Annotated in this window: 14 protein-coding genes; 8 read left to right on the top strand and 6 right to left on the bottom strand. The window is 50.5% G+C overall.

Annotation, left to right across the window (positions count from 1 at the left end):
• The 7 genes from dxr to MoGM_RS04025 all read left to right on the top strand — a co-directional run.
• Positions 1-1,111 (top strand): 1-deoxy-D-xylulose-5-phosphate reductoisomerase (gene dxr, locus MoGM_RS04055; RefSeq protein ID WP_104368860.1); only part of this gene is annotated, 1,111 nt, incomplete at its 5' end.
• A 61-nt stretch (positions 1,112-1,172) separates the two neighbouring features.
• Positions 1,173-2,543: an RIP metalloprotease RseP gene (gene rseP, locus MoGM_RS04050; RefSeq protein ID WP_104368858.1), complete on the top strand. Its 1,371-nt coding sequence runs from the start codon at positions 1,173-1,175 to the stop codon at positions 2,541-2,543.
• A gap of 58 nt (positions 2,544-2,601) precedes the next feature.
• The gene (locus MoGM_RS04045) at positions 2,602-3,477 is read left to right on the top strand and encodes a YicC/YloC family endoribonuclease (RefSeq protein ID WP_104368857.1); all 876 of its coding nucleotides are present in this window, start codon (positions 2,602-2,604) and stop codon (positions 3,475-3,477) included.
• The gene (gene gmk, locus MoGM_RS04040) at positions 3,467-4,039 is read left to right on the top strand and encodes a guanylate kinase (protein ID WP_104368856.1); all 573 of its coding nucleotides are present in this window, start codon (positions 3,467-3,469) and stop codon (positions 4,037-4,039) included. Before MoGM_RS04045 ends, gmk begins: the two co-directional genes overlap by 11 nt.
• 12 nt (positions 4,040-4,051) lie before the next feature.
• Positions 4,052-4,648, top strand: coding sequence for a nicotinate (nicotinamide) nucleotide adenylyltransferase (gene nadD / locus MoGM_RS04035; protein ID WP_104368855.1), 597 nt, complete (start codon positions 4,052-4,054; stop codon positions 4,646-4,648).
• A complete protein-coding gene (locus MoGM_RS04030) occupies positions 4,620-6,449 on the top strand; it encodes a phosphoethanolamine transferase (protein ID WP_233210158.1) in 1,830 nt (609 codons plus the stop codon). Before nadD ends, MoGM_RS04030 begins: the two co-directional genes overlap by 29 nt.
• A complete protein-coding gene (locus MoGM_RS04025) occupies positions 6,439-7,494 on the top strand; it encodes an acyltransferase (protein ID WP_104368853.1) in 1,056 nt (351 codons plus the stop codon). Before MoGM_RS04030 ends, MoGM_RS04025 begins: the two co-directional genes overlap by 11 nt.
• A 104-nt stretch (positions 7,495-7,598) precedes the next feature.
• On the opposite strand, the gene MoGM_RS04020 is transcribed toward MoGM_RS04025, so the two are convergent.
• From MoGM_RS04020 to MoGM_RS04010, 3 genes are all read right to left on the bottom strand, one after another.
• The gene (locus MoGM_RS04020) at positions 7,599-8,618 is read right to left on the bottom strand and encodes a hemolysin activation protein (RefSeq protein WP_104368852.1); all 1,020 of its coding nucleotides are present in this window, start codon (positions 8,616-8,618) and stop codon (positions 7,599-7,601) included.
• 118 nt (positions 8,619-8,736) lie between these two features.
• Positions 8,737-9,159: a hypothetical protein gene (locus tag MoGM_RS04015; protein ID WP_146078638.1), complete on the bottom strand. Its 423-nt coding sequence runs from the start codon at positions 9,157-9,159 to the stop codon at positions 8,737-8,739.
• 20 nt (positions 9,160-9,179) lie between these two features.
• The gene (locus tag MoGM_RS04010; protein WP_104368850.1) at positions 9,180-10,337 is read right to left on the bottom strand and encodes a T9SS type A sorting domain-containing protein; all 1,158 of its coding nucleotides are present in this window, start codon (positions 10,335-10,337) and stop codon (positions 9,180-9,182) included.
• 280 nt (positions 10,338-10,617) lie between these two features.
• Here MoGM_RS04010 and MoGM_RS04005 point away from each other — a divergent pair, with 280 nt between their 5' ends.
• Positions 10,618-11,454 (top strand): hypothetical protein, encoded by an 837-nt coding sequence (locus tag MoGM_RS04005; protein WP_233210157.1) that lies wholly within the window; start codon positions 10,618-10,620, stop codon positions 11,452-11,454.
• A 96-nt stretch (positions 11,455-11,550) separates the two neighbouring features.
• Here the strand turns inward: MoGM_RS04005 and MoGM_RS12980 are convergent, their stop codons facing one another.
• The 3 genes from MoGM_RS12980 to MoGM_RS03995 form a co-directional block, all read right to left on the bottom strand.
• Positions 11,551-11,703 carry a hypothetical protein gene (locus MoGM_RS12980; RefSeq protein ID WP_158249551.1) on the bottom strand — a complete coding sequence of 51 codons (153 nt, stop codon included), beginning with the start codon at positions 11,701-11,703 and terminating at the stop codon, positions 11,551-11,553.
• A gap of 45 nt (positions 11,704-11,748) precedes the next feature.
• Positions 11,749-12,564 carry a phosphorylcholine transferase LicD gene (locus MoGM_RS04000; protein WP_104368849.1) on the bottom strand — a complete coding sequence of 272 codons (816 nt, stop codon included), beginning with the start codon at positions 12,562-12,564 and terminating at the stop codon, positions 11,749-11,751.
• A 203-nt stretch (positions 12,565-12,767) separates the two neighbouring features.
• On the bottom strand, positions 12,768-13,370 hold a 603-nt coding region (locus MoGM_RS03995), incomplete at its 5' end, for an SDR family oxidoreductase (protein WP_146078637.1).

Raw genomic sequence — 13,370 nt, 5'->3', positions numbered from 1 at the left:
GGCTCTTCGGGTGATAGAGGAGCACTCCGAACTGTATGAGGTGTATTGTATCACGGCGAACAACAAGGTGGAGGAGCTTGCGGCACAGGCGAGGAAGTTCAAGCCTGCCGCCGTTGTCATTGCCAATGAACAGCGTTATGACAGGTTGAAAGCGCTGTTGGCCGACGAGCCGGACATAAAGATTTATGCCGGTGCGAAAGCTCTTGACGAGATAGTGGAGGCCGGACCGATAGATATGGTGCTTACCGCGATGGTAGGGTTTGCCGGTCTTTCGCCTACGATACATGCCATAAAGGCCCGCAAGACGATATGTCTGGCGAATAAGGAGACGCTTGTGGTGGCAGGACAGCTTATCTGCGAACTGGCGGCGCAATACCGCACGCCGATACTTCCGGTAGACAGTGAGCACTCGGCGATATTCCAATGCCTTGCCGGCGAGGGAGACAATAAGGTTGAGAAAATACTCCTCACGGCATCGGGAGGTCCGTTCCGTAATTTCACCATGGAGCAATTGGCGGCCGTGACTAAGGCAGACGCACTGCGTCACCCCACCTGGGACATGGGGGCCAAGATAACGATAGACAGTGCCACGATGATGAACAAGGGTTTTGAGGTTATCGAGGCCAAATGGCTTTTTGGTGTGGATGCCGACAAGATAGAGGTGCTTGTACACCCGCAGTCTATCGTTCACAGTGCGGTCCAGTTCTGCGACGGAGCCGTAAAGGCACAGCTCGGCGTGCCTGATATGCGTATGCCAATACAATATGCTTTCTCTTATCCTGACCGTCTGCGTCTTACATCGGAACGGTTAGACCTTTTCAGCCATCCGTTGGAGTTCTTCAAGCCCGACACGGAGAAGTTCCGCTGTCTTGGCCTGGCGTTCGAAGCGATAAGGAAAGGCGGCAATATGCCTTGCATTGTCAATGCCGCCAACGAGATAGTGAACCGCGGCTTTCTTGAAGATCGTTGCGGATTCTTGCAGATGAGCGATGTTATAGAGAAGACAATGAGCCGTGTGGCGTTCGACTCAAACCCTACTTACGATACCTATGTGGCAACAGACGAGGAGGCGAGGCGTGTGGCTGCCGGGTTGATAGACAGCCGCGGCTGAATGGAGGGATGTAACCTTGCAGTCCATAAACGATAATCAAATCACAATACATAATTCATAAATGGAAATATTCTTAATACGTGCGTTGCAGTTCATGCTCGCAATATCTATTTTGGTACTGCTCCATGAGGGCGGTCACTTTTTCTTTGCGAAACTTTTCGGTATCAGGGTAGAGAAATTCTACCTGTTTTTCGACCCTTGGTTCCACCTGTTCCAGTTCAAGCCAAAGAACAGCGACACCACATACGGCATGGGCTGGCTGCCTCTGGGCGGCTATTGCAAGATATCCGGTATGATAGACGAGAGTTTTGATACCGAGCAAATGAAGCAGCCGGTACAACCGTGGGAGTTTCGCTCGAAGCCCGCCTGGCAGCGGTTGCTTGTCATGATAGGCGGCGTTCTGGTCAATTTTCTGCTTGCGCTGTTTATCTATGCTATGATACTTTTCGTGTGGGGAGACACCTATATTCCCGCCAAGGACATGACATACGGCATGAAATTCAACACCGAGGCAAAGGCGCTCGGTTTCCGTGACGGCGATATTCTCATAGGAACGGACAAGGGCGATTTCAAGGATTTCAGCGCAGACATGCTCCGTGGCATATCCGAAGCACACCGTGTAGACCTTATTCGCGGCGGAAAGCCGGTGAGCATAAGTCTGCCGGGCGATATAAATCTGCTCGGTATGCTCAAAACAGTGCCCCCGTTCGTGCGTCCTCTCACGCCGGCGGTGCTCGACAGCGTCGTGCCGGGCACGGCGGCGGAGAAAGCCGGGATGCGGAAAGGCGACAGGATAATAGCGTTCAACGGCAAGGCTATAGACAGTTACAATACGTTTATCGACGAAATGGGTAAGCTTGGTGATGTCATGGCCGTTGCCACGACGAGTGCCGACAGTATGAAGGCACGCACGGCTACGATTGTCACGTTGCGGCAAGGAGTTGCCGACACGGCTGTAGTGATGCTTTCGCCCGACCTCAAACTCGGCATTACCGCAAAAACGTATGCCGCACTTTATAAGCCGGTGACACGCCGGTACGGTTTCTTCGAGAGCATCCCGGCCGGAGTTAAGTATGGTTTTCATGTGTTGTCGACATACGTGGACGACATGAAATATGTGTTTACGGCCGACGGAGCCAAGTCTATAGGCGGATTCGGGGCTATCGGAAGTCTCTTCCCGCCGACATGGGACTGGTATATGTTCTGGAAGATGACGGCATTTCTCAGTATCATCCTCGCTTTCATGAACATACTGCCCATTCCGGCCCTCGACGGAGGACACGTACTGTTCCTCCTTTACGAGATTATCACACGCCGCAAACCGGGCGAGACGTTTATGATAAGAGCCGAATACATCGGTTTCGGCATACTCATCCTGCTGATGGTGGTGGCAAATCTTAACGATATACTCCGCTGGCTCGGATATATGTAACGGTTGGACGTGAAAGAGCGGAAAATAAAAGAGTATAGCGAAACTTAAACAATATATTATGATACAGTCAATGACGGGCTACGGCAAGGCGGTTGTGGCCTATGGAGAGAAGAAAATCAATGTAGAGATAAAGTCACTCAACAGCAAGGCTCTCGACCTTTCTACCCGTATAGCCCCGCTATACAGGGAGAAAGAGATGGAGATACGTCAGATGTTGTCGGGCGCGTTGGAGCGTGGCAAGGTGGATTTTTGCATCTGGATAGAGAAAGAAGCCGGTACGGACGCCACGCCGATAAACGGTGCTCTTGTGGAGAATTACTATCGTCAGATATGTTCCATTTCAGATAAAGCCGGCATACCCATGCCTAATGACTGGTTTGCCACGCTGTTGCGCATGCCCGATGTCATGGTACGCACCGAGCAGGAAGAGCTCAGTGACGGGGAATGGAGCGCGGCTTGCAGTGCCATTTCCGCCGCTATAGACAAGATAACGGCGTTCCGCAATCAGGAGGGCGCGGCTCTTCAACGCAAGTTTAACGAGAAGCTCGACAACATATCGGCACTTCTCGCCTCGATAGAGCCTTACGAGAAGGCCCGTGTGGAAAAGATACGTACCCGTATCGTAGACGGCCTCAGCTCTATTCCCAACGTGGAATACGATAAGAACCGTCTTGAGCAGGAACTGATATACTACATAGAGAAACTTGACATCAGCGAGGAAAAACAGCGTCTTGCCAACCATCTTAAATACTTCCGTGAGACAATGGAGGAAGGGCACGGACAGGGAAAGAAGCTCGGTTTCATAGCACAGGAAATGGGACGTGAGATCAATACCACCGGTTCGAAGAGCAACCTGGCGGAGATGCAGAATATCGTAGTGATGATGAAAGACGAGTTGGAGCAGATAAAAGAGCAGGTTCTGAATGCGTTGTAAAGGTAAGGTGATAATATTTTCCGCTCCGAGCGGAACGGGAAAGAGTACAATTATAAGGTGGCTCATGGAGCACGAGGAGCTTCGCATGGCTTTCTCCACGTCGTGCACGAGCCGCAGTCCGCGCCCGGGAGAGACCCATGGAAAGGACTATTTCTTCGTGACTCCCGATGAGTTCAGGGCAAAGATAGGGGCCGGCGAGTTTCTGGAGTACGAGGAAGTATATGCCGGACGATATTACGGCACGTTGAAATCGCAGGTTGAGAAACAACTGGAAGAAGGCCAGAACGTGGTGCTTGATGTCGATGTTAAGGGCGGTTGCGCAATAAAAGAATACTATGCCGAGCGTGCGTTGAGCATATTCGTGCGTCCGCCGTCGGTTGATGAGTTGCGTCGGCGGCTCGAGACCCGTGGCACAGAGACACCCGAGGTCATCGACAGCCGTATTGCCCGTGCCGAGTTTGAGCTTGGTTTCGCGCCGAGGTTCGATCGTATCGTGGTTAATGACAATCTCGATGCGGCCTGCCGTGAGGCATTCGTGATTATAAAGGATTTCATTTCGTGATACCGTAGCGTCATGGGCATTATCTCGACAGGAATATTCGGCGGTTCGTTCAATCCGATACACAACGGGCACATAGCCATTGCCGGACGGCTGTTGGAGTCTGTCGGCCTTGACGAGATATGGTTCGTGGTATCTCCGCAGAACCCTTTCAAGCGAGGCATGCGGTTGCTCGACGACCCGTTGCGGCTTGACATAGCCCGCATGGCAGTCGCGGGGGAACTTGGTATGGAGGTATGCGACTACGAGTTCCGTTTGCCGCGCCCGTCGTATATGTGGAATACTTTGAGCCGTATGTCGGCAGATATGCCCGACCGGCGTTTCACCTTGCTTATAGGCGCGGATAATTGGCTGCGTTTCGGTGAGTGGCACGATCACGAGAGAATACTCGACAGGTATCCCGTCGTGATATATCCGCGTCGCGGCAGTGTGGTCGACCGCTCGTCGCTGCCTCATGGAGTGACGCTTGCGGATGTCCCGTTGCTCGATGTCAGCAGCACGGATATACGGGAGCGTATAGTCCGTGGCGAGCCGATAGACGGCATGGTGCCCGACGTGGTGAAAGACAAGATAATAGAATGTTATGAGAAATATGGCGAAGGCATGTCGTGAGGCGGCGGGATTGTTGCTCGCCCCGATAACCGGCAATGCCTCTTTTTTTGTTTTTATGTACGTCCTCGGGTGGCTGTGTGTCATCTTTACGGAGTCGCCCGACGGTATTCCGCCCTCTTATAGGTATGCGCCGTTGGAGCTTTTTGTGGACTTGTATGCGCTCTGTGCGTTGCTTTGCCTTGTTCCCCGCCGTATGCGCTGTGTGCCGAGAGTGTTGTTCGCAGTGGCGTTTTATGCCGTTTCAATAGCCGATGTATACTGTTTCGAGCGTTTCAATACCTCGCTTTCGCCCACAATGCTGTTGCTTGTCGGCGAGACGAACTATGACGAGGCGTCACAGTTTTTCAGTTCATACGTCGGATGGGAAGTGTTGGCATCGCATGTAGGTTGGCTTCTGGCTCTTGCGTTCCTGCATCTGGGTGCCGGCATTGTCGGTATTGTCATGCGCCGTGCGCGTCATCTGCCACGTGTAAACGAGGAGATAGCCGCCAGATGCTCGTGTCTTTGCCGTTTTCCGTCGGCAATAGCAGTCTCTGCGTTGCTGATATGGGGCATTGCCGCCACGTTGCCCAATAAGTCGGCCTTGTTTAAACTTTTCTCCGCCGGCGATCTCGGAAAGGTGGAGCGTGCGTTTCTCGACGAAAATAAGGCGGAGCTTTATCTCCCTGTGTATCGTCTTGCGTTCAGCGTCTATGCCAATCGTCTTGCGTCCGGTCAGCTTGTGAAACTTACGGAGAGCGTCGGCAGCTCCCGGGTAGACAGCTGTTCGTTCCGATCTCCCGATATAGTGCTTGTGATAGGAGAGAGCCATAACCGGCACCACTCCCAGCTCTATGGCTACGAAAAGGCTGTAAGCCCGCGACAGAAAGCGAGAGCCGACGAGGGGCGGCTCGTTGTTTTCAGCGATGTGGTAAGCCCGTGGAACCTCACGAGCTTTGTGTTCAAGAACATGTTTTCGTTGCAGGTCATAGGCGATGCCGCCGGGTGGAGCGACTATCCGCTTTTCCCGGAAGTATTCCGTGCGGCCGGTTACGGCGTTACGTTCGTCACAAACCAGTTTGTGGCAGATGCCGCCGAGTCTATATGCAATTTCAGCGGAGGCTTTTTCATGACCGATCGGGAATTGAGTTCCAGACTCTTTGATGTGCGAAACAGCAACATACATGAGTTTGACGAGGGGTTGCTCGCCGAGTACGACACTTTGCGGCGTCCGTCGGCAAAAGGAAATCTCACCATATTCCACCTCAAAGGGCAGCATGCCGAGTACAGGCGCAAATATCCGCGCGACCGCAAGGTGTTCAAACCCACAGACTACAAGCACCGCAATGTAAACAACCATGCGCGCTGGGTGTTGGCCGACTACGACAACGCCACGCTATATAACGACTCAATACTTGACGCCGTGATAAAGCGGTTTGAAAACCGTGAGGCCGTTGTCGTATATCTGTCCGACCATGGCGAGAGCTGTTTCGGGTTCGACAGGGACAAGTTCGGACGCACGCATTCGGACCGTCCGTCTTACGAGACGGCCTACGAAGAGTACGAAGTGCCGTTCTGGATATGGTGCTCTGAAAAGTATGAGGCCGCTCATCCTGACGTTATGTCGGAGATAAGGGAGGCTGCGGACAAACCGTTTATGACCGACCGGCTCCCTCATCTGCTGATTTATCTCGGCGGCATATCATGTCCTTCATACCGGCCAGATTGCAATCCGTTGAGTGCGGAGTATAATGCCGGCAATCCGAGAATACTTAAAAACACCACCGATTACGATAAACTGAGAAATGATTATGGAAAATAACACATGGCTCAGCCGGGCGGAATGCTCGGCGTTGAGGGGCATTGCCATACTGGCGATAATGCTGCACAACTTCTGCCACTGGCTTGCCATACCGGCAAAAGAGAACGAATATCTATATCGTGTGTCCAATAACGAGGGACTTATCCAAATACTCACCGATCCCGATGCTTTGCTGCCGGTGCATCTGTTTTCGTATTTCGGCCATTACGGCGTGCCGGTATTCCTTTTTCTCAGCGGCTACGGCCTTGTGATGAAGTACGACCATGTGCCAGATTTGCCGGTATTCCGCTTCGTGCGTTACCATTATCTCAAGCTGCTCACGATGCTTTTCGTCGGTTTCGCCGCTTTCACGCTCGTGGATGTTGCCACTCCTCGGCCGTTCCATTACACGGCGGGTGACATTGTCGCCCAGTTGCTGATGTACATAAACCTGCTGCCTTGGCCGTCACGCAGTATATGGCCTGGACCTTACTGGTTTTTCGGGCTGATGATACAGCTTTACATCGTATATCGGCTTATGATCTATAGGCGCGGCCCTGCGGTCGTTGTAGGCCTTGTGATAGTCTGTTGGCTGTTGCAGGCCGTGTGCGGACCGGAGGACGAGGCGCTGCGTCGTCTGCGTTATAACTGTATAGGCGGCATGCTGCCGTTCTGTGCCGGTGTGCTGCTCGGCCGTTCCCGCAATGCGGCTGTAGTCTCTTCCTTGTGTCGTTGGCAGTGGGCTTTGCTCTGTGCTGCAACCGTGGGTGTGCTTCTTCTGATGTGCTTTAACTTCCATACGTGGCTTTGGGCGCCGCTGACAGCCGTGGCTGCCACGGTGTTTTTCGTCAAGGCGCTGCCTGCCGGTGTGCTGCCGCCCTTGCTTTGGGTGGGCGGTGTGTCGGCGGCCATGTTTGTCACGCACCCCATAGCACGCAAGATTTTCATCCCCGTGTCTATCCGCGGCGATGTGTATGCGGGACTGTTGCTTTATGTTATAGGTGCCGTGGCCCTGGCATGGCTGTTTGCTAAGGTTATCGGTAAAATCCCGAAGCCAAGACTTTGAAGTCCAAATAAATATCATCCCGATTAGGACAACCTTTCGGGATGATTGACATGTTCTTTCATCTGCGTGTTTATGCGTTATCGGAATATGGAATGACGCGGATCTCACACATGCTTCTCTTTTCCAGTCCACTTCCTTACTCTTCGTGTCAGCGCCTTTGCGACTACCCCGAAGTTTCCGTGCAGTAAGTTCCGTGCAAGTTCCTCGATTGAGTATTGGATTTTTATCCACGGGTGTCCCCATGCGTTGCGCTTGTAGAGCCGTTCCTTGTATTCCACGTCCTCGATGACGTAGCGCGGGTGGCGCAGCGGAAAGTCTGTCTCGTGGCGGCGCATGGTGAATATGCGGCGCAGGCGACGGGGCATGGTGTCGAACGATGCCGAGTAGTGCGTAGAGTCAACGGTCAGTCCCACGTTGTTAATCATGTTCTTCGTGGGCATGACGGCCAGACCCGAGTTGAACAGCATCGTGGCCCAGAAGATAGTCTCGAAGTATTCCTTGCCCGTTTCCGAGTGGTCGCGGAACATGTCAATCATGTCGGGCCTGTACTTGCGTTGCTTTGCCAGTGCGCCGAGCTGCTTCATGGCGTAGCGGTCTTTGATGAACGAGTATTCGCTGTCCCATTTTTCGGCCACACGCCGCCACGATGCCCAGCCCCATACGGAGAAGACGGATGTGAAAAAGTAGTCGTATGGTGTGTCGGGTGTCGTCTCGTCGGTGTTGAAACCCGCAATCATCGTTATCCGCTCATCGTGTTCGTAGCGGTCGAGCATCTCTTTGCAGAACGGGAAAAACGATTGCGACGGCACCACGTCGTCTTCAAGCACGATGCACTTGTCTGCCAGTGAGAACGCCCAACTGTGGGCGATGAAGCCCGAGGGGTCGCACCCGTAGTTGCGCTCCTGATATTTTCTGTGCACCTCGCACTCCCAGTCTATATCCTCGGCAATGGCTCGGCAGGCGGCAATTCCCTCGCAGTCTCTTTCTCCTCTCGCTCCGTCCTGATATAGGAACAGTCGTGACGGCCGTGCTTTTTTCACCTCGTCGAATACGAGGCGGAACGTGTCGGGGCGCGCGAAGAATATCAGCAGCACGGCGACGTCTGTCTTTGCGGGATGTTTCATTGGCGTAATAATATATGTTGTGTATATAAGACACAATATGTTATTGTTTTAATAATAACAAAATTACGAATTTATTGCCATATAACCAAGTTATATTTACAAGATAGATATAATAATGCTATATATTATTGTTGATGATGAGCGCAGCTCCCTTTTTAACTTCAAATTCACCCTCTATCTTTACTTCGTTATATCCTTTTATCGTTGTATTCCCATTTTCGACAATGACAGCTCCCCTTTCTTTTTCCGATGTGACGTTGCTTCCGATGAAAACGTATGTCGCATTGATATTGTTTGTGTTTGTAAATGTCTGATTTTGGATATATAAGACTTCGTTTGCAGCCTTTGGAAAGACATTACGTGTATGTCCGGTAGAATGTGTTATTGAAATGTTTGTAACTTCTTTATTGTGGTTATGGTGTACTTTAATGTAGTTATTCTTCCATGGTGGCTGTGTGCCTTTTTTTATTTGCGATTTTACTTGCGGGCAGATTAAGCACGCCATAATGGCGAGTATTGTTGATAATTTCTTTTTTTTCATGGCCATAATGTTTTTGTTCGTTATCTGTTTAATACCATTTTCCTCGTGTTTACAAGTCTGTCATCCACGATCAGGCTATACATGTATATGCCGGATTGCAACTCGTTTGCGTTTAGTTTTATTGTGGCTTCTCCACGTTCGCCTATCGTTATCTGTCTTATCTGTTTTCCGTTAAGGTCGTAAATGCAAAGTTTGGCATTCTTGACGGAAACGGGAATGAATGTTTTTATGTCTGTCGTATAATCAAATGGATTTGGAGCGTTTTGTCCAAGAGATGCGACAGGACTGTCGTCTGTGTTTTTTATCCCGGTGACAGATTGTCCTCCGTGTGTGTTGTATGCGTGTTTTAGTTCGTCTATTTCTGTTTTCAGTTCTTTTATCGACTGTATAAGTAATGGTATCAATTCCGTGTAATTAATGCCTTTTGTCCCATTCTCATATTCATATACAAGTTCGGGATATACGGATTCTATTTCTTCTGCCAATAAGCCATAGTGCATTTTCGTGATACTTTGTGCCTCAATTTTTGCCGGTTTGCGTGTTGTTGTTATAGTGTCGTCTTTTTCTGCCGTTTGCATTGCCGGTGTTGGATTATAGTATGATATCACATTCAGGTTGGAAATCTTTTTTGAAGTACTCTCGTTTCCGTCGCAGTTGCTGATGGCTTTTGCGGCGTTGATGTTATTGGAAGTTGGGGTAATGAGAGTTCCTGTTAAAGAGCCGTTGACCGAAAGATCACCGGTGACACATACATCTCCGTCGAAATATCCGGCAAAAACACCAGGAATCCTGACTCCTGTTATATTTGAGGTAGTGCCGAATACTCCTGCTCCATGTTGTGCACCCCAAAGACAACCGAGTACTCCGTAGTTATATCCTGTCGTGGCGTTTCCCGCCATGCCGCGTAATCCGATGGAGCGTCCGCTGTTAAGAGCGGTTGAATTCTTTGCGATGCCGTCTATCGCTATATTGAATAATCCGGATTTTAAAGGCGTTTCTGTTTGCAAATCGATGTTGTAATTGCTATATACCGTCCCGTTGCCGATTGATAACTTGGCATTTGCGCTTCCTGTGGTTCTTCCTATGCCTACATTACCGTTGCTATACACGTTTAATTGTGATAGAACGGGACAAGAATAGGCTGCAAATGCCACTAATGATAAAATAAAGTGTTTCATAATTATTCGTATGTTTGTATTATTTAGATAGGGCAAATATACGAAAAGACAAACAATTTTTGACGAAAAGAATTACTTTTTTCTGTAATTTGATAGTTCTTTTATAAAGAAGAAAGTGCAGGTACACATCTGATAGATAAGTACCTGTGATAATCTTGTTGTCGTATGTTTTGTTTTTGCTTGTTTTATTGGTCTCATTTAAAAATCTATCGTAATCTGATTGTAATTGTTTTATATATAAAAATAATTCTATTATCTTTGCAGAGGATATATAAATAAAATGATGTTGAAAAGTAGTTTGTTGCTCGTTCCAGCGGGAGGGCTGGCCAATAGGATGCGTGCCATTGTCTCGGCATACAGCCTCTGCGAGAAAGTGGGGGGGCGGATGACGGTCGTTTGGTTCCGTGACTGGGCGTTGAATGCCGCTTTCACCGATATATTCGAGCCGGTAGACGGCTCCATTTTTTCGCTGCGTGAGGCCCGCCCGCTCGATTATCTCATCAACGACAGACCGCGAAAGCGTAATTTCTGGATACCGAAATTACCGCAACGGATAGTTTATCAAGACAGAATATACGAGCAGACGGTGACACCCCGCAAGCGGGCGGGGTTCGACTTCGAGTCTTGGCTTGTCGGGAAGAAGTGCTACATGAGTTGTTATCAGGAGTTCGGCACGTTCTCCAACAGCCTTTACGGGAAAATATTCCGTCCCGTGCGCAGCGTCATGGAGGCGGTGGAGAGCAATGAGCGGCGGTTCGGCGAGCGTGCGATAGGCATGCACATAAGGCGCACCGACAGTGCCGAGTCGATAGAGAAGAGCCCCACGAGCCTGTTTGTAGATGCGGCGAGAGACGAGCTCAGGCGTTTCCCCGCCACGATGATATACCTCGCCACGGATAGCGACGACGTGAAAAGTGAGATGCGCGAGGCTCTCGGTGACCGGCTGATAACATCCGAACGTCCCGCGAGCCGTGACAGTGTGGCCGGCATCAGAGACGGGCTTACGGATATGTACACCCTCTCACGCACCGCCGTGATATACGGCTCGGCCGGCAGCAGCTTCTCTGTCATGGCCTCGTCGATAGGAGGAAATGAATTGAGAATATTGGAATTATAATAATTAATACCTGTCCTCTCGCTTATTGGCGTACAGGACAGGTATTAATGTATATCTCTTTTAAAAGCGTTTTATTTCTACTTCTTCGTCAAATCCTTACTTATCATATATAAACCGTTTCCTCCTCATCTCATTATTATATCCTCCTTGTATCCTTAGGTATTGTCCTTTAACTTCCCGCAGGCGGCAGCCTGCGATAACTTCCTTAACTTCTTTAACTTCCCAAAGTATCTTCTTTACCTTTCCCAAATATCTTCTTTAACTTCCACAACCATCTTCTTTACCTTTCAAAAACTACTTCTCTTTTATCAGTTCGGACATTATGAATACCGAGTGAATCACCCGTTTGTCCTCGGGCGGTATCTCCATGTAGTTCTTGTAGAGGTCGGTGAGATATGCGTCGGGGTTTGCCGGGGCGGGAAACTCCTTGCCTTCAAACTCTATTTTGCCGAGGGGGAAGATGCTGTCGGTGCGGTGCATGATGCCATAACCGTTGTTGTTGAGCGTGTTCGACATATATTCGCCGCGGCTTCTGAACAGGCAGAGCAACGCCCAGACGGTGCGGCAGAGCGCGAATTTGGCATTGAAATAGAAGAATTCCGCCACCGCACGTATAGAGTAGCGGTGGGGTTTGGACAGTATGGCACGGCTTCTTGAAATGCCTCGGGTAAGGAAACGCACCGTCTTCCGTGGCAGGGTGGGGTATGGTATGAACGGGAAAATGTCAACATACACCCCTTTCTGATATGTGGCGGCAAAGTTATCGCCTCCCTCCACGTAGAAAGAGTTGAGGTCTCTCACCTTTATTATCGGTTCCTTGGTGTCCGGCTCCGTCTTCCTTGTCTGCAACATGAGCCCCTCTCCGAGTTCCTTCGGTGCCACTTCACAGAATCGTTTCACGTCTTCAAGCCGCATGGCGATGTCTATATCGTCGTCCCACGGGATGAAACCGCCGTGGCGCACCGCCCCGAGCAGCGACCCGCCGTCGAGCCAATACTCTATTCCATGTCTGCGGCAGATGCCGTCTATCACTTCGAGAATGCCCAGCTGTTTGAGCTGGCACTTCCTCAGTTGGTCCTTTTTGAACTCTTCCAGATATTTGTTTTGCATGTTGTTGTTTTTTTAGGAGTTGAGTAGTAAGTAGTAAGGAGTTGAGTAGTAAGTAGTAAGGAGTTGGGTGGTAAGTAGTAAGGAGATGAGGAGAAAGGAGTAAGGAGGTGGGAAGCGGGTTGTTATTGCCGAGGAGATGATAATGTTTCCTCTTCCCTCTACTACTTATCTCCTTACTCCTTTCTCCTCATCTCCTCAATTTCTCATTCCTCCTCATTTCCTTTTCTTCTCACGTCTATCACCAGTCCCGTATAGTCGGAAGCGAGTGCCCGCAGGGTGGCTTCGGCTACTTTGTCGGCCGCCAGTAGCGAGTCTTCCGGCTCGTTGCCGAAGTTTTTCACGCGCATCGGAGTCTTGGTGCGCTCGGGGTTTATGCAGTTGATTTTAATCCCGTCGCATTCCCATTCCTGCGCTATCGCCTGCACGAAGTTCACTATCGCCGCCTTGGTAGACGAGTAAATGCTGTAAAACGCGCGGCCCCTTGTGTACGAACTCGATGTGAAGAATATCAGTTTCCCTTTCGTTTCTTTGAGATACGGATATGCCGCCACGGCCACGTTCACCGTTCCCGTATAGTTCGTGGCTATCGCCGTGCTTATCGTTTCCTCGCTCATTGCCGCCAACGGTTCCTTGTTCAGCACGCCGGCGGTATTCACCACGTAGTCGATGCGCCCCTCTTGGGCCGCCACTTTGCGCAGAGCCGCTTCCACGTCGCTGCGCCGTCCCACGTCGCTGCCTGTCTCGCCGCGCGAGAAACTGTATACCGTAGCGCCTTTTTCACGCAGCATACGCACCGTGTCGGAGCC

This window comes from Prevotella sp. MGM1, from assembly GCF_002933775.1.
In the GTDB taxonomy this organism is placed as follows: Bacteria; Bacteroidota; Bacteroidia; order Bacteroidales; family Bacteroidaceae; genus Prevotella.
Note: the sequence above shows the minus strand (reverse complement) of the source record. Positions and strands in the feature narration are given on the sequence as shown.

Coding starts and splice junctions, on each gene's coding strand:
- MoGM_RS04000 (WP_104368849.1), bottom strand. CDS start 12,564: ATGCAAAACAAATATCTGGAAGAGTTCAAAAAGGACCAACTGAGGAAG.
- MoGM_RS04030 (WP_233210158.1), top strand. CDS start 4,620: ATGAGAAATATGGCGAAGGCATGTCGTGAGGCGGCGGGATTGTTGCTC.
- MoGM_RS04015 (WP_146078638.1), bottom strand. CDS start 9,159: ATGAAAAAAAAGAAATTATCAACAATACTCGCCATTATGGCGTGCTTA.
- gmk (WP_104368856.1), top strand. CDS start 3,467: ATGCGTTGTAAAGGTAAGGTGATAATATTTTCCGCTCCGAGCGGAACG.
- nadD (WP_104368855.1), top strand. CDS start 4,052: ATGGGCATTATCTCGACAGGAATATTCGGCGGTTCGTTCAATCCGATA.
- MoGM_RS04020 (WP_104368852.1), bottom strand. CDS start 8,618: ATGAAACATCCCGCAAAGACAGACGTCGCCGTGCTGCTGATATTCTTC.
- MoGM_RS04010 (WP_104368850.1), bottom strand. CDS start 10,337: ATGAAACACTTTATTTTATCATTAGTGGCATTTGCAGCCTATTCTTGT.
- rseP (WP_104368858.1), top strand. CDS start 1,173: ATGGAAATATTCTTAATACGTGCGTTGCAGTTCATGCTCGCAATATCT.
- MoGM_RS04045 (WP_104368857.1), top strand. CDS start 2,602: ATGATACAGTCAATGACGGGCTACGGCAAGGCGGTTGTGGCCTATGGA.
- MoGM_RS04005 (WP_233210157.1), top strand. CDS start 10,618: ATGATGTTGAAAAGTAGTTTGTTGCTCGTTCCAGCGGGAGGGCTGGCC.
- MoGM_RS04025 (WP_104368853.1), top strand. CDS start 6,439: ATGGAAAATAACACATGGCTCAGCCGGGCGGAATGCTCGGCGTTGAGG.